The organism is Mixta sp. Marseille-Q2659 (genome assembly GCF_940807255.1).
Lineage (GTDB): Bacteria > Pseudomonadota > Gammaproteobacteria > Enterobacterales > Enterobacteriaceae > Mixta.
This window is the reverse complement of the sequence record NZ_CALNWY010000003.1, coordinates 192,998-215,233: the sequence shown is the minus strand read 5'-3', so window position 1 is coordinate 215,233 and position 22,236 is coordinate 192,998. Positions and strand designations below refer to the sequence as shown.

The following is a 22,236-nucleotide window of genomic DNA, read 5'->3' as shown; positions in this document are numbered from 1 at the left end:
CTGCCACGATAACGCGGTTGCAGAAAGCTTTTTCCAGCTACTGAAACGCGAGCGGATAAAGAAAAAGATCTACGGAACGCGGGAAGAAGCCAGCAGCGATATTTTTGATTACATCGAAATGTTTTATAACAGCAGGCGTCGGCATGGTTCGAGTAATCAGATGCCACCTTCTGAATACGAAAACCAGTATTATCAACGACTCGGAAGTGTCTGGATTATCCGTGGCGATTCAGTCAGCAGCTCAATAACCTGGTCAGACATCGGGACAACATGGATGCGGCGTCCCTTCATTACAGAAGCGTCAATGGTTATTAACCTGTTCTCAAAGTCGACGTTTTTCTATACCATCGACCGGAGTTCCTTAGTGCGCAGCACAGTATAGTGAAGAACCTGAGTTGCTATCTTGGCTATAACGCTGCCGCCGTAACCGGTCAACGCCCGCTGAAACTCGTGAATACGATTCATGGGCAGGAAAGGGAAGTTCTCTTTTCTGTATCCTTTAAGAGCATCAACTAAATCTGGCGCTGGGTTATATTTAGCCCGGCCGGTAATAATCGCATACCGGAAAGCCTCTCCGCACCGCCGCCGCGCTTTATCCGCTCGTTCCATTGCGCCCCGATCTTCAAAATGGCGTATAACCTTCAGCAAAACCATTGGCTCTACTTCTTCCATTTTCATATGCCCGATGATTGGCAGAATGTCATCATCGAACATCCGGTGCATCTCATCAGCATAACCGTGAGACCAGACATTGGACTTATGCGCGTGCCATTCGTTGAAAATGTCCGAGAATGAATCAGCGACAGCTTCTTTTTCTTTCTTCTTTATCGCCTGCTTCTGCTCAGCTAGGTCCACACCATTAAGCAGCTTCATCTTTGCATCAGATTGCTTCGCTCTGGCTTCCGTCAATGAAATCTCAGGGTAGGGGCCAATGACCAGCGTCTTCTCTTTCCCCTCAAAGCGGTAACGCAGGCGCCAAACCTTCTTACCTGAAGGCGGAACGAACAGGAACAGACCGCCAGCATCAGCCAGGCGATAAGGTTTCTCTTTGGGCTTTGCTGCCTCAATTTGTTTGACGGTAAGCATGCGGGCATAAATCGGTGAGTATTTTTAACTATGCCCGCCATAAGCCCACAAAGGGTTGGTGTAGTCAACGGATGCGGGGTAACGTTGGGTAACGTCGAATATGCGTTATGGCTTTGTTTAAAGGGAGTTTGGTGCTTTGAGGAAATGTCGGGTAATGTGAATCTGGCGTCCCCTGTAGGAATCGAACCTACAACTAGCCCTTAGGAGGGGCTCGTTATATCCATTTAACTAAGGGGACAGCGGCGGGCAGTATAGCGCAATTTGTTTCGCAGATTAACCACTTACCCGCCTGACTGCTTATTCTGTCAGCAATTTAATCGTTTACGCCATTTTGCTGGCTATCGCAGCTGCGTTTTTCACACCTTTATCTGCTACGTTTTGAAGTATCCCGCTGGCTTATTTCAGCACTTTTATAGCGGCATTCCGGCGGACGCAGCTGCTTATTTCAAAGCGAACAGCAAGTTGTTCCAGCGGACGCAACTGCTTATGTCAAAACGGGCAGCAAGTCGTTTCAGCGGACGCAGCCGTATATTTCAAAACGGGTAGTAAGAAATTCCGGCGCTCACCGCTGTTTATTTCAGGGCTGGCAGCCCGATTGTCCAACCAGTAAAACGGCCAGACCCTGGCCGCTTTTCCGCCCCTTGCTCCTTTCTGTATTACGATTTTTCACGCTGTTGCGCCTGCTCCTTGCGCTCCCGCTCCTGCTTTTTCTGCTCCGCTGCCGCCTGCGCTTTTTGCTTGTTACTCATATCATTGCGAATCTGCGCATGACTGATTAGCGCAAAAATAAAGGTGCCGCCGATAATATTCCCTGCCAGCGTCGGTAGCGCGAAAGGCCAGATAAAATCCTGCCACGGCAGCGCGCCGGTAAACACCAGATACCATACCTCTACCGAGCCCACCACAATATGCGACAGATCGCCCAGCGCCACCAGCCAGGTCATCATCACGATCACCAGCAGCCTGGCTGAGCCGGCGGAAGGAAACATCCACACCATCGTGGCGATAATCCAGCCGGCAATAATAGCGTTGGCGAACATCTCGGCGGGTGGATTTTCCATCACCTTCTCGCTGATATGGGTAAAGGCGAGACGCGTCGCCTCATCAAAAACCGGCATATGCGCAAAGGCCAGCGCGGCAAGAGCGGTACCGATTAAGTTACCCAACAGCACCATGCCCCACAGGCGCAGCAGCAACAGAAAATTGCTGCCGGTCGGCGTGTGCATGATTGGCAGCACGGCGGTAACAGTGTTCTCGGTAAACAGCTGTTGGCGCGCCATAATCACAATAATAAAGCCGAAGGTATAACCCAGATTCTCCAGTAAAAACGCGCCCGGAATCCCGGCCAGATGTACCTGAAAAATACCTTTCGCCATCAGCGAAGCGCCCATTGACAGTCCGGCGGCAATGGCAGACCACAACAGCGCCATGCTGTCGCGCTCCAGCTCCTTCTCACCGTCCTGACGGATCTGCTCATGGATGGCCGCCGCCCGTGAAGGAAGCTGCTCCTCATCCACCTCAATCTCTTCGCCCTGATCTTTTTCTTCGCTTTCTACTTCCGGCTCGTCATGTTGCTGTTGTTGTGACGTCATACTTACCCCAATGATATTGAATGCTGTATTAAGCGTAGCCAGTTTTTAAGTAAGCAAAATGTGACTTAATTTTAGAGAAAAAGTAACAAGGCTTTAATGTCGATGTATTTATCAACAAAAACGTGATCTTTTGCACGTTAATTAATCATATCAGCGACTTCTGAATGGGCGAGCGCACTTCGGCACCCTGGTGACTTATGGTATTATCGCGGCCCGATTCAATAGCGCGATATTTTCTTCCCATGCTGCAAGCCGTCAATCTGACCTGCATACGCGATGAACGTGTGCTGTTCAATAACCTCAACATTACCGTCAATCGCGGTGATATTGTGCAGATTGAAGGGCCGAACGGCGCGGGTAAAACCTCTCTTTTACGGCTGCTGGCCGGACTAAGCAGCGCCGAGCAGGGCGAGGTGCTGTGGCAGGGCGAGCGGCTCCGGCAGCAGCGCGAAACCTGGCACCGCAATCTGTTGTTTCTGGGACATCATCCCGGCGTAAAAAGCGTTCTCTCTCCGCTGGAAAATCTCACCTTTTATCATGCTGAATGTGACGATGATCAGCGCTTCGCCGCGCTCGAAGCGGTGGACCTGGTGGGCTTTGAAGAAATAGCCGCCGCTCAGCTCTCTGCCGGACAGCAGCGCCGCGTCGCGCTGGCGCGCTTATGGCTGAGCCAGGCGCCAGTCTGGATCCTTGATGAGCCTTTAACCGCCATTGATGTTCACGGCGTGGCAACGCTGATGGCGCTGTTCGTGCGTCATGCACAGCAGGGCGGCATGGTTATTTTAACAACGCATCAGCCGCTGCCCGCCGCTGACTGGCCGCTGCGCAAAATCAGCCTGACGGCAGGAGAACTGGCCTGATGTTATGGCGTATTATCGGCCGCGAACTGCGCATCGCCTTCCGCAGCGGCGCGGAAATCATCAACCCGCTGTGGTTCTTTCTGATTGTTATCACGCTGTTCCCGTTAGGGATTGGTCCGGCACCGCAGCTGCTGGCGCGTATCGCGCCGGGCGTGGTTTGGGTTGCCGCCTTGCTTTCTTCGCTGCTGGCGCTGGAACGGCTGTTTCGCGACGATTTTACCGACGGTTCGCTGGAGCAGCTGCTGCTGTTGCCGACGCCGTTGCCGGTAACGGTACTGGGAAAAGTTATCGCCCACTGGCTGATCACCGGTCTGCCGCTGCTGCTGCTGTCGCCGCTGGCGGCACTGCTGCTGTCGCTGGATTTTGCCAGCTGGCGTGCGCTGGCGCTGACCTTACTGCTGGGCACGCCGACGCTCAGCCTGCTGGGTGCCATCGGCGTGGCCTTAACCGTCGGGCTGCGGCGCGGCGGCGTACTGCTTAGTCTGCTGGTTCTGCCGCTGGCAGTGCCGGTACTGATTTTTGCCAGCGCGGCCATTGATGCCGCCGGAACCGGCCTGCCGATAAGCGGCTATCTGGCGATCCTGGGCGCAATGCTGGCCGCCAGCGCCTCTCTGGCGCCCTTTGCTACGGCGGCGGCGTTACGCATTAGCCTGCATTAGTCGCGCGGCTATCGATTTATATTTTTACTGTGAGCAATAACAATGTGGAAATGGTTACATCAGCTGGCTAAGCCGGAGCGGCTTTATCAGTTTAGCGGCCGACTGGTACCCTGGTTTGCGCTGCTGACGATCGGCGCGCTGCTAACGGGCTGGGCCTGGGGATTTGGTTTTGCGCCCGCCGACTATCAGCAGGGAGAAAGCTATCGCATCATCTACCTCCATGTGCCCGCCGCTATCTGGTCGATGGGTATCTACAGTTCAATGGCGATAGCCGCTTTTATCGGCCTGGTCTGGCAGATGAAAATGGCGGATTTAGCCGCCGCTGCGATGGCGCCGATAGGAGCGACCTTTACTTTTATCGCGCTGATTACCGGCTCCGCCTGGGGCAAACCGATGTGGGGTACCTGGTGGATTTGGGATGCGCGCCTGACCTCGGAACTGGTGCTACTGTTCCTCTATATGGGCGTCCTCGCGCTCTATAACGCGTTTGACGATCGGCGTCTGGCCGGGCGCGCCGCCAGCATTCTCATTCTGGTAGGCGTGGTCAATATTCCCATTATCCATTTCTCCGTGCAGTGGTGGAACACGTTGCATCAGGGGTCGTCCGGCATGTTGCAGCAGGCGATTGCGCCGGCGATGCGCACGCCGCTGCGCTGGTCAATTATCGGCTATCTGCTGCTGTTTATTACCCTGACGCTGATGCGGCTGCGCAATCTGATCTTACTGACCGAGCGCCATCGTCCCTGGGTCGCCGCGCTGGTGAACAAAGGAGGACGTTCCGCATGACGCCTGCATTTTCTTCCTGGCACGACTTCTTTGCCATGGGCGGCTACGGCTTTTATGTCTGGCTGGCCACAGGCTTTACGCTGCTGTCGCTAATCGTGCTGGTCACGCACACCTTATGGCAGCGCCGTCAGCTGTTAAAAAGCGTCCGGCAGTATCAGGCGCGTGAACGCCGCATCCGGGCGGCCAAAATGAAACAGGCCGTCAGCGAAGCGGCAGGAGAGTGATGTGAATACCCGTCGTAAAAACCGCCTCTATATGGTCGTGGCGATTCTGGTCGGCCTGGGCGTGGCGACCGCGTTAGTAATGTACGCGCTACGTTCCAATATCGATCTCTTTTATACTCCCAGCGAAATTCTCTATGGCAAAGGCGAGGCGCATACCCGTCCAGAGCCGGGTCAGCGCCTGCGTGTCGGCGGCATGGTCATGCCCGGCAGCGTGAAGCGTGATGAAAAGACGCTGCGCGTTTCGTTTAAGCTGTATGACGCCAACGGTGTGGTCAGCGTCAGCTATGAAGGCATCCTGCCCGATCTGTTCCGGGAAGGGCAGGGCGTGGTGGCGCAAGGCGAACTGCAGGCGGGCAACCTGATTAATGCGAAGGAAGTGCTGGCGAAGCACGATGAAAAATATACGCCGCCGGAAATTGCCGATGCGATGCAGAAAAACCACAAAGGAACGGCGGCTGCGACGCTGTCGCAGGGTGATCGCTTATGATGCCGGAGATTGGCCATTTTCTGCTTTGCCTTGGCCTGGCGCTGTCATTATTGCTGAGCGTTTATCCGTTATGGGGCGCGGCGCGTCAGGATAGCCGCCTGATGGGCCTGGCGCGACCGCTGGCCGTTGGCCTGTTTTTCTGCGTCGCGGGCAGCTTCTTGCTGCTGGTCCACGCCTTTATTGTCAACGACTTTACCGTAGCCTACGTCGTCAGTAACTCCAACAGTCAGCTGCCGCTTTATTACCGCATTGCCGCCACTTGGGGCGCCCATGAAGGTTCTCTGCTGCTGTGGGTACTGATGCTCAGCGGCTGGACGCTGGCGGTTGCCGCATTTAGTCGGGGCATGCCGCAGGATGCCATCGCGCGCGTGCTGGCGGTGATGGGCATGATTAACTTCGGCTTTTTGCTGTTTATTATTTTTACCTCCAACCCTTTTACCCGCACGCTGCCCGATTATCCGATTGACGGTCACGATCTCAATCCAATGTTGCAGGACATCGGGCTGATTTTCCATCCGCCGCTGCTCTATATGGGCTACGTCGGCTTCTCCGTCGCCTTTGCTTTCGCTATCGCCTCGTTGATGGCCGGACGGCTTGATACCGCCTGGGCGCGCTGGTCGCGTCCGTGGACCATTGCGGCCTGGCTGTTCCTGACGATCGGTATTGTGCTGGGCTCGGCCTGGGCCTATTACGAGCTGGGCTGGGGCGGCTGGTGGTTCTGGGATCCGGTGGAAAACGCCTCCTTTATGCCCTGGCTGGCTGGCACCGCGCTGATTCACTCGCTGGCGGTTACCGAAAAGCGCGGCACTTTTAAAGCCTGGACGGTGCTGCTGGCGATCACCGCCTTTTCCCTGAGTCTGCTGGGCACCTTCCTGGTGCGCTCCGGCGTACTGGTTTCGGTACACGCTTTTGCCTCCGATCCGGCACGCGGCATGTTTATTCTCGCGTTTTTAGTGATCGTTATCGGCAGCTCGCTGCTGCTGTATGCAGTAAAAGGCGGACGCGTACGCAGCCGGGTGCAGAACGATTTCTGGTCAAGGGAATCCTTTCTGCTGGGCAACAACGTGCTGCTGATCGCTGGCATGCTGGTAGTACTGCTGGGCACGCTGCTGCCGCTGGTGCATAAACAGCTGGGGCTGGGCACCATCTCTATCGGCGAACCGTTCTTCAATACCATGTTTACCTGGCTGATGGCGCCGTTCGCGCTGATGCTGGGCATCGGGCCGCTGGTGCGCTGGCGACGCGACGAGCCGCAAAAGCTGTGGAAACGGCTGGCGTTGGCGCTGCTGACAACGCTGTTGCTGTCGATATTGCTGCCGTGGCTGATGCAGGATCGGATTGAAGCGATGACGGTGGTCGGTCTGATGATGGCGTTGTGGGTCATTATTCTGACACTGATGGAGCTGCACGAACGCGCCACCCATCGTCACAGCCTGCTGCGCGGCCTCCGGCAGCTGTCGCGCAGTCACTGGGGCATGGTGCTGGGCCATCTGGGTGTCGCGGTGACGGTGATCGGCATCGCCTTTAGCCAGAACTACAGCGTGGAACGCGACGTGCGCATGAAGGCGGGTGACAGCGTTGATATTCATCGTTACCACTTTGTATTCCGCGATGTGCATGAGCTGAACGGGCCGAACTACAGCGGCGGCGCGGCGATTATCGACGTGACGCGCGATGGCAAAATGGAAGCGACGCTGCGGGCGGAAAAGCGTTACTACAGCGTGGCGCGTAGCATGATGACCGAAGCGGCCATCGATGGCGGCCTGACGCGCGATCTCTACGCCGCGCTCGGCGAGGAGCTGGACGACGGCTCCTGGGCGGTCCGAATTTATTACAAACCTTTTGTGCGCTGGATATGGTACGGCGGCCTGTTTATGGCCTTCGGCGGTCTGCTTTGTCTGCTCGATCCGCGTTATCGCAGCCGTAAAAAAGCGCAACGGGAGCTGGTATGAACAAGAAGATACTTTATATTCCGCTGATCCTGTTTCTGCTGCTGGCGCTGGCGCTGATGTGGCAGCTGACGCGCAACGCTGACGGCGACGATCCCACGCGGCTGGAATCGGCGTTAATTGGCAAGCCGGTGCCGCTGTTTAAGCTGGAATCCCTCGACAATCCCGGTACCGTTTACGATCAGGCGGCGCTGGCAGACGGCAAGCCGCTGTTGCTGAACGTCTGGGCCACCTGGTGTCCTACCTGCCGTGCCGAGCATCAGTATCTGAACACGCTGGCGGAGCAGGGCGTGCGCGTGGTGGGACTGAACTATAAAGATGACCGCGCAAAGGCAGTGAACTGGTTAAATACGCTGGGAAATCCCTATGCGCTGAGCCTGTATGACGGCAGCGGGATGCTCGGCCTGGATCTCGGCGTGTACGGTGCGCCGGAAACCTTTTTGATCGACGGGCAGGGGATCGTGCGCTATCGCCATGCGGGCGATCTCAATGCGCAGATCTGGCAGCGGGAAGTGGCGCCGCTGTGGCAAAAATATAGCAGGGAGGCGGCAAGATGAGGCAGCTGATAATGTTGCTGGCGGGGCTGTTGTTCAGCCTGAGCGCGCTGGCGGCGATTGATACCTGGCAGTTTGATTCTGCCGAACAGGAACAGCAGTACCGCGAGCTAACCGCTTCGCTGCGCTGCCCGAAATGCCAAAATAACAGCATTGCCGATTCCAACGCGATGATCGCGGCGGATATGCGTCTGAAGGTTTACCAACTGCTGAAGCAGGGCCAGAGCGAAGCGCAGATCACGCAATATATGATCGATCGCTACGGCCATTTCGTGACCTACCAGCCGCCGGTCACACCTTCCACATTGATTCTGTGGGCCGGCCCGCTGCTGTTTATTATCGCGGGCGGACTGGTGATTTTCTTACGCAGCCGCCGTCAGCCTTTGGCAGATGAGACGCTGGACGAGGCTGAGCAGCAGCGTCTTAAAGCGTTGTTAGATGACAGGAAATCGCCATGACTCTTTTCTGGATAGTGCTGATCGGCCTGTTGGCAGCCGCGCTGCTGTTATTGCTGGTGGCGGGCTGGCGCAGCGCGCGGCAGGTGCCTGTCGATCGCGATACGTTGAATAAAACTTTCTATCAACAGCGGCTGCATGAGCTGGAGCAGGATGAAGCGCAGGGCGTTATTGCCGCCCGACAGCCGATGGTGCAGGAGCTGCAGCAAACGCTGCTGACCGATATTCCTTCCTCCTCGTCGCAGCCCGCGCGTCCGCTTGGCCGCTGGGTGCTGCTGCCTGGCGCTTTTTTGTTGGTGATCATTAGCCTGGGCTGTTATCTGAAAACCGGTAGCCTGCCGGGCCTGATCGCCTGGCAGCAGGTGCAGGATGGTTATCCAGCGCTGCGCGCCCGTCTGCTCGATCCGCAGGCAAAGCCGCTATCGCTGGAAGAGCTGGCACGGCTGGGGTTAGGGCTGCGTACGTCGCTGCAACAGCATGGCGGCCAGCTGCATGACTGGCTGATCCTCGGACGTATCGGCATGGTGCTGAATAATCGCGATACCGCCGTTGAGGCTTTTCAGCGCGCGCTACAGTTGGCGCCAAATAACGAAGAGGTGAAACTCAGCTATGCTGAAGTGCTGACCCGCTCCAGCGATCCGCAGGATAACCGGGAAGCGCAGGGGATGCTGGATGAAATGCTAAAGCACGATCCTGCTAACGTACGGCTGCTAAGCCTGGTAGCATTCAACGCGTTTCAACAGCAGCAGTACGATCGGGCGATTGATGCCTGGCAGCGCATGCTGACGCAGCTGCCCGCCGACGATGCGCGCATCGCGCAGGTTCAACGCAGCATTCAGCAGGCAAAAACCGCCGCTGGTCTGCAAACCAGTCAGCTGGCATTAGGCGTCACGCTGTCGTCTGCCGCAGAAAAAATGTTACCGCCGGACGGAGTCATGTATATTTCTGTTTCCGACGGTGTTTCACCGGTTCCGGTGGCAGTGAAGAAGCTGCCGCTGAGTCATTTTCCGCTATCGCTGACGCTGGATGACAGTAATGCCATGATGCCGGAACGTCTGCTTTCGGCGCTGCATCAGGTTAAAGTTCGCGTGCGTATTGCGCGCGACGGCAGCGCAACGCCCCGGTCTGGCGACTGGTTTGGCGAAAGTGCGCTGGCACCTTTTGACGGTCATCAGCATCTTGCTGTTGAAATTAATCAGCAGCTGCCCTGAAGCGGTAAGCACTCAATTAAACAGGGAGAAGATTATGAACTACCGCCTGACGGGGCTGGCGCTGGCAAGCCTATTACTGGCAGGTTGCGCCAGCTCGCCGAAGAATGATGAACCGCAGGGGCGTTCCGATCCACTGGAAGGGTTTAACCGCACGATGTTCAATTTCAACTACAACGTGCTGGATCCTTATGTCGTGCGCCCGGCTGCGGTGGCATGGCGCGACTACGTGCCGGTTCCGGCGCGTACCGGCATCAGCAACTTCCTGGGCAACCTGAACGAGCCGGCGGCGATGGTGAACTCCTTCCTGCGCGGCGATCCCTATCGCGGTATGGTTCACTTCAACCGTTTCTTCCTGAATACCGTGCTGGGTCTCGGCGGCTTTATCGATGTTGCCGGCATGGCTAACGATAAGCTGGCGCGCGAAGAGCCGCCGCGCTTTGGCGGCACGCTGGGTACCTGGCCGTTGGCTACGGTCCTTATGTGGTGCTGCCCGGTTACGGCAGCGCGACGCCACGTGAAGATGGCGGTGACTATGTGGATACGCTCTATCCGGTGCTGGGCTGGCTAAGCTGGCCGATGACGGCGGGCAAGTGGTACTGGAAGGCGTGGAAACCCGCGCCCAGCTGCTTGATTCCGATGCGATTTTGCGTAATACCAGCGATCCTTACGCCTTTGTACGTAACGCCTATTTCCAGCGTCACGATTTCCTTGCCAACGGCGGCAAGCTGAAGCCGCAGGAGAACCCTAACGCGCAGGCGATTCAGGGCGATCTCGACGAGATCGACGCGGCGGAGTAAGTCAGCAGCAGGTAAATAAAAAGGCGGGAGCATTCCCGCCTTTTTACAACACTGAACTCAAGGTGCAGGGCGTCCGGGCAGAAGAGTAAAGCGTCCCGCACCAGGGAAGGCGCGGGCCGAGCGGTCAGGGATGACGTTTTTTGCGTCTTTACGATCGGCCCGGACGCCCTGCGCATGCACCAGCAGTGCTAAAGAGGCGATTCCCCGCCTCTTTAACCAGACTATCAGAAACGATAGTTAAAGCTGGCGCCGTACAGCCAGGCTTTCCCTTCTGAATCAAACTCATAAGGTGTAACAGCGCCGTTACGCGCGGTGGCCACCGGATCGACACCTTCACGTACGGTCACTTTCTGACCGTGCATATAAGAGATGCCCACGTCTACCGAAGCGTTCTCATTAAAGGCGTAAGAGGCGCCGGCGCTCAGCCACAGACGATCCTGATCGGGAATGGAGATAGAACGGTTATCGGCCGGAACCGGGCTGTCATCAAAGGCGATACCGGCACGGAACGTCCAGTTCTGGTCATAGAAGTAGGTCGTACCGAGTGCAATGCGGTAGGCATCGCGATAGCTTTCATCTTTATAAAACAGCTCCTGGCCGCTGCTGCCGGTGGCTTTCAGCTCCTGAAACTGGCTCCAGCTGGTATAAGCCAGACTATAGTGAACCGCCCACTGCGGCGCGACTTTATGGTAGCCGGAGATCTCCCACATTTCCGGCAGATTCAGGGTCAGTGAACCTGGAATCGTGCTGCCGCTGGTGCCGTAAGGCAGGCCAATCGCACCGGTAATCGGATTTAGCTGTGAAGGAATTGAGCTTTTATAATCACCGTCGAAATCAATTTTCACTTCCGAACGGTAGGTCAGGCCGAAGCGGTTGTTTTCATCCACTTCATACAGAATTCCGGCATTCCAGCCGTAGCCCCATTCGTCGCCTTTCAAGTGCGCGACCTGTGTATCCGCCGCCGCTGCAGGCAGACCGTAAGCAGGCAGCACGCCGCCATATTCGCCCAAATAACGTTCAATTTTAGCGCGCGCATAAACTGCATCAAAACCGACGCCGAAACTGAAATGCTCATTCATGCGCCAGGCGGTGCTGAGATTAAGGTTGGTGGTCAACAGATCGGTTTTACCGCCGTAGGAACCCGCTGCGTAGTCATTATTAAATTCAGTGGCCAGCCCGTAATTAGTGGTAGCGGAAGCGCCAATCCACCATTGATCGTTAATCGGCTGCACATAATGAATATTTGGCACCCATTCTGTCGGGGCAATATTATCCGCTTTCAAACTATTTCCGGCGCCACTATCACCGTCAATATTAACGTCGGGATCGATAAATACCGCGCCAATGGAAAACATCGGGCGATCCATTAATGCCATGGTTGCCGGGTTACGGCTGGCGGATGCGGCCGTATCGCCCATTGCGCCTTCGCCTGAATAAGCGCGGCCAAGGCCAATGCCGGAGAATTCATTGAGCTGGAAGCCCGCTGCGTAAAGGTTCGAGGAAGCTATTGCCACTGCCGCTGCCAATGATGACTTTGCAAACAGGTTTTTATGGTTCATGACCACAACCTCATTATGGGATTATTATTAATTTCTGTTACTACACGTAACAAGGGACCGGGGATTCTAGAGGCTGATATACAACGGACAAATCAGACCAGTGCGCACAGTATAGGTCTGACCTGTGTAGATGTTGCAATATTGTTTTTTAAATATGTCAAATATGATCGGAGAAATAAGATCCGCTTAACAAAATCGTACGCTTTCCCGACACAATTGCGCGCTAATCCTGCGCCAGATCAATAATGTTAGTGATTGCGTTCACACTATTTAGCGCTGTGCGAAAGGCGGCGTAAAATATCGGCCAGTTAACAGAAGCCGTTTGAAACGGAATAGTGGGAGAAGACGATGAGTGATGCTTTAAATAAATGTAGCGCTAACGAAACGGCGGCCTGCTGCTGTGTTGATGTCGGCACCGTAATGGATAACAGCGACTGCACCGCTTCCTGGTCACGGCTGTTTGAAAACCGTCAGCAGGCGGAAGAGATGCTGGCTACGTTGACCGAAAAAGCGCGCAGCGTTGAATCTGAACCGTGCGAAATTACCCCCCGTTTTACCGAACAGCCTGACGGTGTACGTCTGGATGTGGATTTCACCTTTAGCTGCCAGGCGGAAACCCTGATCTTCCAGCTCGGCCTGCGTTAAGCTCTGGTAGTCGGCGCGGTGAAAACACGGCGCCGTTTTTTTCTCCTTTTCTTGCCGCCTTCCTGATGTTTCCTTGCTGAGCGCCGTCGCCGCGCGCTTATTTTCTTTTACCGGCAACTGTGCCGCTGCTCTCATTTTCTATCCGCGCCGCTGGCACCCCATAACAAACTGATTACACTGCTCAGGTCTGACCTCTTTGGCAATGATGCTGCGGTCGCGGTTAACAGGTGAGAATAATGAGCAGAGCGCTTCCTTTGCTGACGCGTCAGGGCGATCGCATCGCCATAACCCACGGGCTTCGCACCCCTTTTGCGCGTCAGGCGACGGCACTGCACGGCATTCCGGCGGTGGAGCTGGGTCGGATGGTGGTCAGCGAGCTGATGGCCCGCAGTGAAATCCCGGCAGATGTCATTGAACAACTGGTGTTCGGGCAGGTTATCCAGATGCCTGAGGCGCCGAATATTGCGCGCGAAATCGTATTGAGCAGCGGGCTGAATGTGCAGACCGACGCTTATAGCGTCAGCCGCGCCTGCGCTACCAGCTTTCAGGCGGTGGCGAACCTGGCGGAAAGCCTGCTGGCGGGCACCGTCAGCGCCGGTATCGCTGGCGGCGCTGATTCCTCATCGGTATTGCCCATCGGCGTCAGCAAAAAGCTGGGCCGAACGCTGGTCGATCTGAATAAAGCGCGCACGCTAAGCAAAAGGCTCAAGTTGTTTAGCCAGCTGCGTCCGCGCGATCTGCTGCCGGTGCCGCCAGCGGTTGCCGAATATTCCACCGGTTTGCGCATGGGCGACACGGCCGAGCAGATGGCGAAAAGCCACGCGATCAGCCGCGAACAGCAGGATGCGCTGGCGCACCGCTCTCATCAGCGCGCGGCGCAGGCCTGGCGCGAAGGCAAGCTTGCCGATGAGGTAATGACCGCGTACGTGCCACCGTGGCGCGCCGCTTTCCAGCAGGATAATAACGTGCGCGAAAAGAGCGCCGTAGATGATTATGCCCGGCTGCGGCCTGCCTTCGATCGTAAACATGGCAGCGTGACGGCGGCCAACAGCACGCCGCTCACCGATGGTGCCGCCGCGGTAGTTTTGATGACCGAATCGCGGGCACGCGAGCTGGGCATCACGCCGCTCGGCTATCTGCGTAGCTACGCCTTTACCGCTACCGACGTCTGGCAGGATATGCTGCTGGGCCCCACCTACGCCTCGCCACTGGCGCTGGATCGCGCTGGCGTAAGCCTCACCGATCTGACCCTGATCGATATGCACGAAGCCTTTGCCGCCCAGACGCTGGCTAACCTGAAGCTGTTTCAGGATGCGCGCTTTGCCCGCGAGGTACTTAACCGTCCTCAGGCGCTGGGTGAGGTCGATGAGGAAAAATTTAACGTTCTCGGCGGCTCCATCGCTTACGGACATCCTTTTGCCGCCACCGGCGCGCGCATGATTACCCAAACGCTGAATGAGCTGCGTCGACGCGGCGGCGGCCTTGGTTTGGTGACGGCCTGCGCAGCGGGCGGGCTGGGTGCGGCAATGGTACTGGAGGTTGAATAAGGTTATGGAACAGCAATCCGCATTTTATCTGAGCGTGCGTAGCGACAATATCGGCGTCATCGTGATCGATGTGCCCAACGAGAAAATGAATACCCTTAAAGCGGCTTTCATTCCGCAAATTCGCGAGGTCATCAACCAGGCGCGCCAGCATCCGACGCTGGCCGGTTTAGTCTTTATCTCCGGCAAGCCCGATTCATTTATTGCCGGTGCCGACATTAGCATGATCGATGCCTGCCGCAGCGCGGACGACGCGCGCAAGCTGGCCGAGCAGGGACAACACATTATGGCGGAAATCGCCGCGCTGCCGGTGCCGGTCGTCGCGGCGATCCACGGCCCCTGTCTGGGCGGTGGACTGGAGCTGGCGCTGGCCTGCGATCGCCGCGTCTGCACGCTGGATGAGAAAACCCGGCTGGGCCTGCCGGAGGTGCAGCTGGGCCTGTTGCCCGGCAGCGGCGGCACACAGCGACTGCCGCGGCTGATTGGCGCGTCGCAGGCGCTGAATTTAATCCTCACCGGCAAAGCGCTGCGCGCGAAGCAGGCGCTGAAAATGGGGCTTGTCGATGAGGCGGTGCCGCACGCTATTTTACTGGACGTGGCGGTGAAGCTGGCGCTGAAAGGGAAAAGAGAGCGTCGCCCGCTGCCGCTGCGTGAGCGCCTGTTAAATGGCCCGGCGGGACGCGCCGTGCTGTTCCGGCTGGCGGCGCGTCAAAGCGAAGCGAAAACCCACGGCAACTATCCGGCTACGCGGCGCATTCTGGAAGCGGTCAGAACCGGACTGGAGCAGGGCATACGCGCCGGTCACGAGGCGGAGGCGCTCGCCTTTGGCGAACTGACTATGACGCCGCAGTCGGCGGCGCTGCGCCAGCTGTTTTTTGCCAGCACCGCGCTGAAAAAAGAGTATGAGGCGGAGTCAGCGCCGCTACAGCGCATCGGCGTGCTGGGTGGCGGGCTAATGGGCGGCGGCATTGCTGCCGTGACCGCTGCCAAAGCAGGGCTGCCGGTGCGCATAAAAGACATTCGCGTCGAAGGCATCAATCATGCAATGAAATATAGCTGGGATCTGCTGAGTAAAAAGGTTAAACGTCGGCAGCTGACCGCCGCCGGACGTCAGCGGCAGATGGCGCTGATCACCGGCAGCACCGACTATCGCGGCTTTGCTCAACGCGAGCTGGTTATCGAAGCGGTTTTCGAAGATCTTTCTTTAAAGCAGCAGATGGTGGCGGAAGTCGAGCAGCACTGCGCGCCGCATACTATTTTCGCCTCGAATACCTCCTCTCTGCCGATTGCGCAGATCGCCGCGCGCGCTCAGCGCCCGGAAAATATTATTGGCCTGCACTACTTCAGTCCGGTCGATAAAATGCCACTGGTGGAAGTGATTCCTCACCAGGGCACTTCTGCCAGCACCATCGCTACTACGGTTGCGCTGGCGAAGCGGCAGGGTAAAACGGCGATTGTGGTGGCCGATCGCCCTGGCTTTTATGTCAACCGCATCCTGGCGCCCTATATAAATGAAGCAATGCGCTGCCTGCTGGAAGGCGAGCCGATTGAAACGATCGATGATGCGCTGGTGCGGTTCGGTTTTCCGGTTGGGCCGGTACAGCTGCTGGATGAGGTAGGCATTGATGTCGGCACTAAAATCCTGCCGATTCTGGAGCAGGAGTATGGCGAGCGGTTTGCTGCGCCCGCAGCGTTCGCCGCGGTGCTGAAAGACGATCGTAAAGGGCGCAAAAACGGGCGCGGTTTCTATCGCTATGACGGCGGCAGCAAGAAACGGCAGCCCGATAAATCCCTCTATTCGCTGCTGCATATTCAGCCGCAGCACCGGCTGGATGGCGCGCTAATTGCGCAGCGTTGCATGATGATGATGCTCAATGAGGCGGCGCGCTGTCTGGATGAGGGAATCGTACGTAGCCCGCGCGATGGCGATATCGGTGCCGTGTTCGGCATCGGTTTTCCGCCTTTCCTCGGCGGGCCTTACCGTTACATGGATCGTCTTGGGGCCGCCAACGTGGTAAACACATTAGCTAACTTGATGCATCAATACGGCGATCGTTTTGCCCCTTGCGAGGCGCTGCGTCAGCGCGCCGAGCGCGGAGAAAACTTTTACAATTCATTGACTGAAACGAATACCCATAATGATTCAGCGGCTTAGCCAGGCCGCTGTTTTGTTGCATCAGGCGGTGGATTCCGACAATAGCTCGTTTAATAAACAATCGGTTGACTATACTCAAGTCATTAGGTTACAACACAGCGTTCATTCGCAGAATGAAGCGTCGGTCAGCCTGATGATCCGACGATTTTGTTAAACAACAGCGGTGCTTTATGCAAGTTTTTATCATGCGTCACGGCGACGCTGCACTCGAGGCAGCCTGTGATTCGGCCCGGCCTCTGACCCATTGCGGCTGTGACGAATCTCGCCAGATGGCGAGCTGGCTGAACAGCCAGACTCTGGATATTGAACGTGTGCTGGTAAGCCCTTACCTGCGGGCTGAACAGACGTTAGCAACGGTACGTGAAGCTCTGCGCCTGCCGCAGCAACAAGAGGTTTTGCCTGAGCTGACGCCGGGCGGCGATCCGGCGCTGGTGGCCTGCTATTTACAGGCGCTGGCGAAGGAAGGGGTGAAATCGGTTCTGGTGATTTCGCATCTTCCTCTGGTGGGCTATCTGGTTTCCGAACTCTGCCCGCAGGAGCCGCCGCCGATGTTTGCCACCTCGGCTATCGCCTGCATCGACTTTGATGCCGACAAGAGCGAAGGTGTCTTAAAATGGCAGGTCAGCCCCTCTAAGCTGGCAAAAGCGATCTAAGCCTCTCTGCCGTCAGGGTAACTCTGGCGGTTGCCACTCCTCTACCTCTATCAGCACCAGTAAAGCCGCATCGCCACCGAAGGCTTTGGGTGCCTGATGAAATGCCATTACATAAGGGTGCTGCGCCAGCCAGAGCGGCGTCTGCTGCTTCAGAATATGTTTGCCGTGGCCGTGCATCACGCTGGCACAGAAGATATGTTCGCGCCGACAGGCGGCGATCAGGGCGCCCAGCTCCTGCTTGGCCTGCTGCTGCGTCAACCCGTGCAGATCGAGAAAAATTTCCGGGGAATAGTCGCCGCGCCGCAGCTTTTTTAACTCATAGTGGCTGACGTCGCTGCGCACATAGCGCACCGGTCCTTCCTCCGCCAGCAGCGGCTGAAACTCATCGGAAAAATAGTGGCTGTTATCCGCCTGCTCCGACAGCTGCCGCTTCAGGGAAACTTCCGTTTTTTTACGCGCGGGTTTATGAACCAGCGTGTCCTGTTTCAGCTTACGGGTGCCGGTCATCAGCTGACGAAACAGGGCTTTATCATCGTCGCTGAGCTGCTCTTTTTTCTTCATAGTGCCTGATTTCTGAGGGTTAAAAGTGGTCGGCTGCACGGCCTGCCGGCTACGATAACCCGCATTGTAAACAAAAGTCAGCTTTTTCACCTCGTCGCGCTGAATTCTCGTTCGCTTCATGGCAAACTACCCGCCGTAATTACGGAACGGCCTGTGGAGGGCAACGTGGACAAAATTTTCGTCGATGAAGCAGTGAATGAGCTGCATACCATTCAGGATATGCTGCGCTGGGCGGTGAGCCGTTTTGCTGCCGCCAATATCTGGTATGGCCACGGCACGGATAATCCCTGGGACGAAGCTGTTCAGCTGGTGTTGCCAACCCTTTACCTGCCGCTGGATATTCCTGAAAAGATGCGTAACGCGCGTCTGACCTCCAGCGAGCGCCATCGCATCGTTGAGCGTGTGATCCGCCGCGTGAACGAGCGCATTCCGGTCGCTTATCTCACCAATAAAGCCTGGTTCTGCGGTCACGAATTTTATGTCGATGAGCGCGTGCTGGTGCCGCGTTCACCAATTGGCGAGCTGATTAACAGCCGCTTCGCCGGATTAATTAACCGCTCGCCGCAGCATATTCTCGATATGTGTACCGGCAGCGCCTGTATCGCTATCGCCTGCGCCTACGCTTTCCCCGAAGCGGAAGTGGACGCGGTGGATCTCTCTCTCGATGCGCTGGCGGTTGCCGAGCAGAATATCGAAGAGCATGGCATGATTCATCAGGTTACGCCGATCCGTTCCGATCTGTTCCGCGATCTGCCTAAGCTTCAGTACGATCTGATCGTCACCAATCCGCCTTATGTGGATGCGGATGATATGGACGATCTGCCGAATGAATATCGCCATGAGCCGGAGCTGGGGCTGGCGGCGGGCAGCGACGGTCTGAAGCTGGTGCGCCGCATTCTCGCCTGCGCGCCGGACTATCTGCAGGAAGATGGCGTGCTGATTTGCGAAGTGGGTAACAGCATGGTGCATATGATGGAGCAGTATCCCGATGTGCCTTTCACCTGGCTGGAGTTCGATAACGGCGGCGACGGCGTATTTATGCTGACCCGTCAGCAGATTATCGATGCGCAGCATCATTTCAAATTCTTCAAAGATTAATCGCACAATAACGGAGCCGAGATGGCAGGCAACACGATTGGAGAGATTTTTCGCGTCACCACCTTTGGTGAGTCGCATGGTATCGCGCTGGGCTGTATTGTTGACGGCGTACCGCCAGGCATTCCGCTAACCGAAGCGGATTTGCAGCACGATCTTGACCGGCGGCGTCCGGGAACGTCGCGCTATACCACGCAGCGCCGCGAACCGGATCAGGTGCGTATTCTGTCCGGCGTGTTTGAAGGCGTCACGACCGGCACCAGCATCGGGTTGCTGATTGAGAATACCGATCAGCGCTCGCAGGATTATGGTGCGATCAAGGATCTGTTTCGTCCCGGCCATGCGGATTACACCTACGAGCAAAAATATGGTCTGCGCGACTATCGCGGCGGCGGGCGCTCTTCCGCCCGTGAAACGGCAATGCGCGTGGCGGCCGGTGCCATCGCTAAAAAATATCTGCAGATGAAATTCGGCGTGCAGGTGCGCGGTTACCTGGCACAGATCGGCGACGTTGCCTGCGAACTGAAGGATTGGAGCCAGGTAGAGCAGAACCCGTTTTTTTGCCCCGATCCCGAAAAATTAGAGGCGCTTGATGAGCTGATGCGTGCGCTAAAAAAAGAGGGCGATTCCATCGGCGCGAAGGTAACGGTCATGGCGGAAAACGTGCCGGTCGGCCTCGGCGAGCCGGTCTTTGATCGCCTGGATGCCGATCTGGCCCATGCGCTGATGAGTATTAACGCGGTAAAAGGTATCGAAATCGGCGACGGCTTCGCGGTAGTGAATCAGCGCGGCAGCCAGCATCGTGACGAGATCCGCGCCAATGGCTTTCAGAGCAATCACGCAGGCGGCATTCTCGGTGGTATCAGCAGCGGCCAGACGGTCATCGCTCACCTGGCGATGAAGCCGACCTCCAGCATTACCGTGCCGGGCAAAACCATTACCCGCCACGGCGAAGAGGTGGAGATGATCACCAAAGGGCGTCACGATCCCTGCGTTGGGATCCGCGCGGTGCCGATCGCTGAAGCGATGATGGCGATCGTGCTGATGGATCATCTGCTGCGTCATCGCGCGCAGTGTGCGGACGTTTCCACCACCATTCCCCGCTGGTAACGCATGAAAAGAACGCTATCCATACTGGGCGCGTTGCTGCTGAGCGCTTCGGCGCTGGCGGCGACGCCCTGGCAGAAAATTACCCATCCGATCCCCGGCGCGCCGCAGGCTATCGGCGCTTTCGCCAACGGCTGTATTGTCGGCGCGCAGGCGCTGCCGCTGAATAATCCCGCTTATCAGGTGATGCGTCAGGATCAGCGCCGCTATTTTGGTCATCCCGATTTGCTGCTGTTTATTCAACGTCTGACCACTCAGGTGCATAACCTTGGGCTGGGGCAGGTGCTGATTGGCGATATGGGCATGGCGGCGGGCGGACGTTTTAGCAGCGGGCACGCCAGCCATCAGAGCGGGCTGGACGTTGATATCTGGCTGCAGTTGCCGAAAAAACGCTGGACGCCGCAAATGTTGCTGAAGCCGCAGCCGCTTGACCTGGTCAGCCCTGACGGCAAGCGCGTGGTGGCGCGCCACTGGCAGTCGGAGATCGACAGTCTGATTAAGCTGGCGGCGAAAGATGAGCAGGTTACGCGCATTTTCGTCAATCCCGCGATTAAAAAGCAGCTCTGTGCTGATGCGGGCGGCGATCGCGACTGGCTGCGCAAAGTGCGCCCATGGTTTGGTCATCGCGCCCATATGCATGTACGCCTGCGTTGTCCGCCTGATAGCCTTGAATGTCAGGATCAGGCCGCGCCGCCGCCGGGCGACGGCTGTGGCGACGAGCTGGAAAGCTGGTTCCTGCCGAAGAAACCGGGCAGCGGATCGCCGGTGAAGCGTGAGCCGCCGCCGCTGCCGCCATCCTGTCAGGCGCTGCTGGATAAACATCTACTTTAGGAAATGTCATGGACTGGTTGGCCGTTACGCCGCAGATGATAGCGGTGCTGTTCTTTGTCGCCATGCTGGCTTCGTTTATCGATTCGATCGCTGGCGGCGGCGGACTGCTTCCCGTGCCCGCGCTGCTTTCCGCCGGGCTTTCACCTGCTCAGGTTTTGGCGACCAACAAGTTGCAGGCGGTTGGCGGATCTTTTTCCGCCAGCCTCTATTTTGTCCGGCGCGGCGCGGTATTGCTGCGTGAGCAGCGGCTGAATATCGCCATGACCTTTATCGGCGCGGTGTGCGGCACGTTGCTGGTGCAGCATGTGCGCTCCGATTTTCTGCGCCAGGTATTGCCGTTGCTGATTATCGGCATCGGCCTCTATTTTCTGCTGATGCCGCGCCTGGGCGAAGAAGACCGCCAGCGGCGGCTGCATGGTTTGCCGTTTGCGCTGGTCGCGGGCGGCACGGTCGGGTTTTACGACGGTTTTTTCGGCCCCGGCGCCGGTTCGTTTTATGCGCTCGCGTTCGTGACGCTGGCCGGTTTTAATCTGGCGAAGTCAACCGCCCATGCCAAAGTGCTGAATTTCACCTCGAACTTTGCCAGTCTGCTGTTTTTTATCGTCGGCGGCAAAGTGGTCTGGAGCGTCGGACTGGTGATGCTGGTGGGGTCTATTTGCGGCGCACGGCTTGGCGCGCGCATGGTGCTGTCACGCGGGCAAAAACTGATTCGTCCGATGGTGGTGATTGTTTCGGTGGTGATGAGCAGCAAGCTACTGTATGAGGATTACGGCGCGGCTATCGGTCACTGGCTAAGCCATCTGGCGGGATAATGCTCGTCATTGCGCGCGCTTAATGCGACAATTTGCGCGTTTTTTTCAGCTGATACAAAAATATATGAACACAACGCATCAATACCAGGACCTGATTAGCGTTTTCGATCGCTGTTTCCAGGATGATTTTCAGACCCGTCTAATTAAAGGCGATGATGAACCGATTTATCTTCCGGCGGATGACGCGTCACCCTGGCATCGCGTGGTGTTTGCGCACGGCTATTACGCCAGTGCGCGAAATTTCTCACTGGTGCATTGCCGGTGCCGAACGTCGCAAGCTGGTAGATTTTGGCTACTGGTACTGTCCTGACGGACGCGACGCCGATACGCAGAACCAGTTTGAATCCGTTGAGATTAAACCGCAGGCGCTGGAGTGGATGTTCAGCGTGGCGGCGGGCTTCCCCTTCAACGTGAGTTGTGACAATCTCAATGGCGATCATGAGCCGGACCGCATTGCGTTTCAGCGTAAAGTTCATGCTCAGGTTATGCACTATCTTGAAAACGGCATTCCGGCCCGCCCGGCCCGTTTTATCGCTGAACTCCAGCGTTTTTATCACACGCCCCCGCTGACGGCGGCGCAGTTTCCCTGGCCGGAAGATCTGCGCTGAACGGAG

General features: G+C 57.0%; 20 protein-coding genes, 1 tRNA gene and 4 pseudogenes. 20 read left to right on the top strand and 5 right to left on the bottom strand.

The genetic code is table 11. The features are described from left to right. Positions 1-211: pseudogene (locus tag P3C52_RS04190) on the top strand (IS3 family transposase); the annotation flags it as partial. Positions 212-231: 20 nt separating this feature from the next. Here P3C52_RS04190 and P3C52_RS04185 read toward each other — a convergent pair. The 3 genes and pseudogenes from P3C52_RS04185 to P3C52_RS04175 form a co-directional block, all read right to left on the bottom strand. Further along, a pseudogene (locus tag P3C52_RS04185) lies at positions 232-1,086 on the bottom strand (integrase arm-type DNA-binding domain-containing protein); the annotation flags it as partial. Between the two features lie 163 nt (positions 1,087-1,249). Next, a tRNA-Arg gene (locus P3C52_RS04180) sits at positions 1,250-1,324 on the bottom strand. A 418-nt stretch (positions 1,325-1,742) separates the two neighbouring features. Further along, positions 1,743-2,678, bottom strand: coding sequence for a formate/nitrite transporter family protein (locus tag P3C52_RS04175; RefSeq protein ID WP_275553944.1), 936 nt, complete (start codon positions 2,676-2,678; stop codon positions 1,743-1,745). A gap of 242 nt (positions 2,679-2,920) precedes the next feature. Between P3C52_RS04175 and ccmA the strand changes: the two genes are divergently transcribed. From ccmA to mlaA, 10 genes and pseudogenes are all read left to right on the top strand, one after another. Further along, a complete protein-coding gene (ccmA, locus tag P3C52_RS04170) occupies positions 2,921-3,538 on the top strand; it encodes a cytochrome c biogenesis heme-transporting ATPase CcmA (protein ID WP_275553943.1) in 618 nt (205 codons plus the stop codon). Continuing rightward, complete coding sequence (gene ccmB, locus P3C52_RS04165) at positions 3,538-4,197, top strand: heme exporter protein CcmB (protein ID WP_275553942.1); 660 nt, start codon at positions 3,538-3,540, stop codon at positions 4,195-4,197. Before ccmA ends, ccmB begins: the two co-directional genes overlap by 1 nt. 42 nt (positions 4,198-4,239) lie before the next feature. Continuing rightward, a complete protein-coding gene (locus P3C52_RS04160; RefSeq protein ID WP_275553941.1) occupies positions 4,240-4,983 on the top strand; it encodes a heme ABC transporter permease in 744 nt (247 codons plus the stop codon). After that, positions 4,980-5,207: a heme exporter protein CcmD gene (ccmD, locus tag P3C52_RS04155; protein WP_275553940.1), complete on the top strand. Its 228-nt coding sequence runs from the start codon at positions 4,980-4,982 to the stop codon at positions 5,205-5,207. Before P3C52_RS04160 ends, ccmD begins: the two co-directional genes overlap by 4 nt. A 1-nt stretch (position 5,208) precedes the next feature. Next, a complete protein-coding gene (ccmE, locus tag P3C52_RS04150; protein WP_275553939.1) occupies positions 5,209-5,694 on the top strand; it encodes a cytochrome c maturation protein CcmE in 486 nt (161 codons plus the stop codon). Then, positions 5,691-7,646, top strand: coding sequence for a heme lyase CcmF/NrfE family subunit (locus P3C52_RS04145; RefSeq protein ID WP_275553938.1), 1,956 nt, complete (start codon positions 5,691-5,693; stop codon positions 7,644-7,646). Before ccmE ends, P3C52_RS04145 begins: the two co-directional genes overlap by 4 nt. After that, positions 7,643-8,200 carry a DsbE family thiol:disulfide interchange protein gene (locus P3C52_RS04140; RefSeq protein WP_275553937.1) on the top strand — a complete coding sequence of 186 codons (558 nt, stop codon included), beginning with the start codon at positions 7,643-7,645 and terminating at the stop codon, positions 8,198-8,200. The genes P3C52_RS04145 and P3C52_RS04140 overlap by 4 nt, the downstream gene beginning before the upstream one ends. Further along, complete coding sequence (locus tag P3C52_RS04135; protein WP_275553936.1) at positions 8,197-8,655, top strand: cytochrome c-type biogenesis protein; 459 nt, start codon at positions 8,197-8,199, stop codon at positions 8,653-8,655. The genes P3C52_RS04140 and P3C52_RS04135 overlap by 4 nt, the downstream gene beginning before the upstream one ends. Next, positions 8,652-9,863, top strand: a complete 1,212-nt coding sequence (ccmI, locus tag P3C52_RS04130; protein WP_275553935.1) for a c-type cytochrome biogenesis protein CcmI — start codon at positions 8,652-8,654, stop codon at positions 9,861-9,863. The genes P3C52_RS04135 and ccmI overlap by 4 nt, the downstream gene beginning before the upstream one ends. 34 nt (positions 9,864-9,897) lie before the next feature. After that, positions 9,898-10,660: pseudogene (gene mlaA / locus P3C52_RS04125) on the top strand (phospholipid-binding lipoprotein MlaA). A gap of 224 nt (positions 10,661-10,884) precedes the next feature. On the opposite strand, the gene fadL reads toward mlaA, so the two are convergent. Continuing rightward, positions 10,885-12,219, bottom strand: coding sequence for a long-chain fatty acid transporter FadL (gene fadL / locus P3C52_RS04120; RefSeq protein WP_275553934.1), 1,335 nt, complete (start codon positions 12,217-12,219; stop codon positions 10,885-10,887). A 348-nt stretch (positions 12,220-12,567) separates the two neighbouring features. On the opposite strand from fadL, the gene P3C52_RS04115 reads away from it, so the two are divergent. The 4 genes from P3C52_RS04115 (at position 12,568) to sixA (ending at position 17,216) form a co-directional block, all read left to right on the top strand. Next, entirely contained in the window at positions 12,568-12,864 is a 297-nt protein-coding gene (locus P3C52_RS04115; RefSeq protein ID WP_275553933.1) for a YfcZ/YiiS family protein, read from the top strand. A gap of 236 nt (positions 12,865-13,100) precedes the next feature. Beyond that, on the top strand, positions 13,101-14,411 hold the full coding sequence (gene fadI, locus P3C52_RS04110) for an acetyl-CoA C-acyltransferase FadI (protein WP_275553932.1): 1,311 nt from the start codon (positions 13,101-13,103) through the stop codon (positions 14,409-14,411). Positions 14,412-14,415: 4 nt separating this feature from the next. Further along, positions 14,416-16,563, top strand: coding sequence for a fatty acid oxidation complex subunit alpha FadJ (gene fadJ, locus P3C52_RS04105; protein WP_275553931.1), 2,148 nt, complete (start codon positions 14,416-14,418; stop codon positions 16,561-16,563). Between the two features lie 170 nt (positions 16,564-16,733). Then, complete coding sequence (gene sixA, locus P3C52_RS04100) at positions 16,734-17,216, top strand: phosphohistidine phosphatase SixA (protein ID WP_275553930.1); 483 nt, start codon at positions 16,734-16,736, stop codon at positions 17,214-17,216. Between the two features lie 12 nt (positions 17,217-17,228). Here the strand turns inward: sixA and smrB are convergent, their stop codons facing one another. After that, the gene (gene smrB / locus P3C52_RS04095; protein ID WP_275553953.1) at positions 17,229-17,777 is read right to left on the bottom strand and encodes an endonuclease SmrB; all 549 of its coding nucleotides are present in this window, start codon (positions 17,775-17,777) and stop codon (positions 17,229-17,231) included. Between the two features lie 165 nt (positions 17,778-17,942). Between smrB and prmB the strand changes: the two genes are divergently transcribed. The 5 genes and pseudogenes from prmB to P3C52_RS04070 all read left to right on the top strand — a co-directional run bounded on the left by prmB (position 17,943) and on the right by P3C52_RS04070 (position 22,230). Next, the gene (gene prmB / locus P3C52_RS04090; protein WP_275553929.1) at positions 17,943-18,875 is read left to right on the top strand and encodes a 50S ribosomal protein L3 N(5)-glutamine methyltransferase; all 933 of its coding nucleotides are present in this window, start codon (positions 17,943-17,945) and stop codon (positions 18,873-18,875) included. A gap of 21 nt (positions 18,876-18,896) precedes the next feature. Continuing rightward, positions 18,897-19,982: a chorismate synthase gene (gene aroC, locus P3C52_RS04085; RefSeq protein ID WP_275553928.1), complete on the top strand. Its 1,086-nt coding sequence runs from the start codon at positions 18,897-18,899 to the stop codon at positions 19,980-19,982. A 3-nt stretch (positions 19,983-19,985) separates the two neighbouring features. Then, positions 19,986-20,810, top strand: a complete 825-nt coding sequence (mepA, locus tag P3C52_RS04080) for a penicillin-insensitive murein endopeptidase (RefSeq protein WP_275553927.1) — start codon at positions 19,986-19,988, stop codon at positions 20,808-20,810. A gap of 8 nt (positions 20,811-20,818) precedes the next feature. Further along, positions 20,819-21,622 (top strand): sulfite exporter TauE/SafE family protein, encoded by an 804-nt coding sequence (locus P3C52_RS04075; RefSeq protein ID WP_275553926.1) that lies wholly within the window; start codon positions 20,819-20,821, stop codon positions 21,620-21,622. A gap of 64 nt (positions 21,623-21,686) precedes the next feature. After that, positions 21,687-22,230, top strand: a pseudogene (locus tag P3C52_RS04070) (elongation factor P hydroxylase). Positions 22,231-22,236 lie beyond the last annotated feature (6 nt).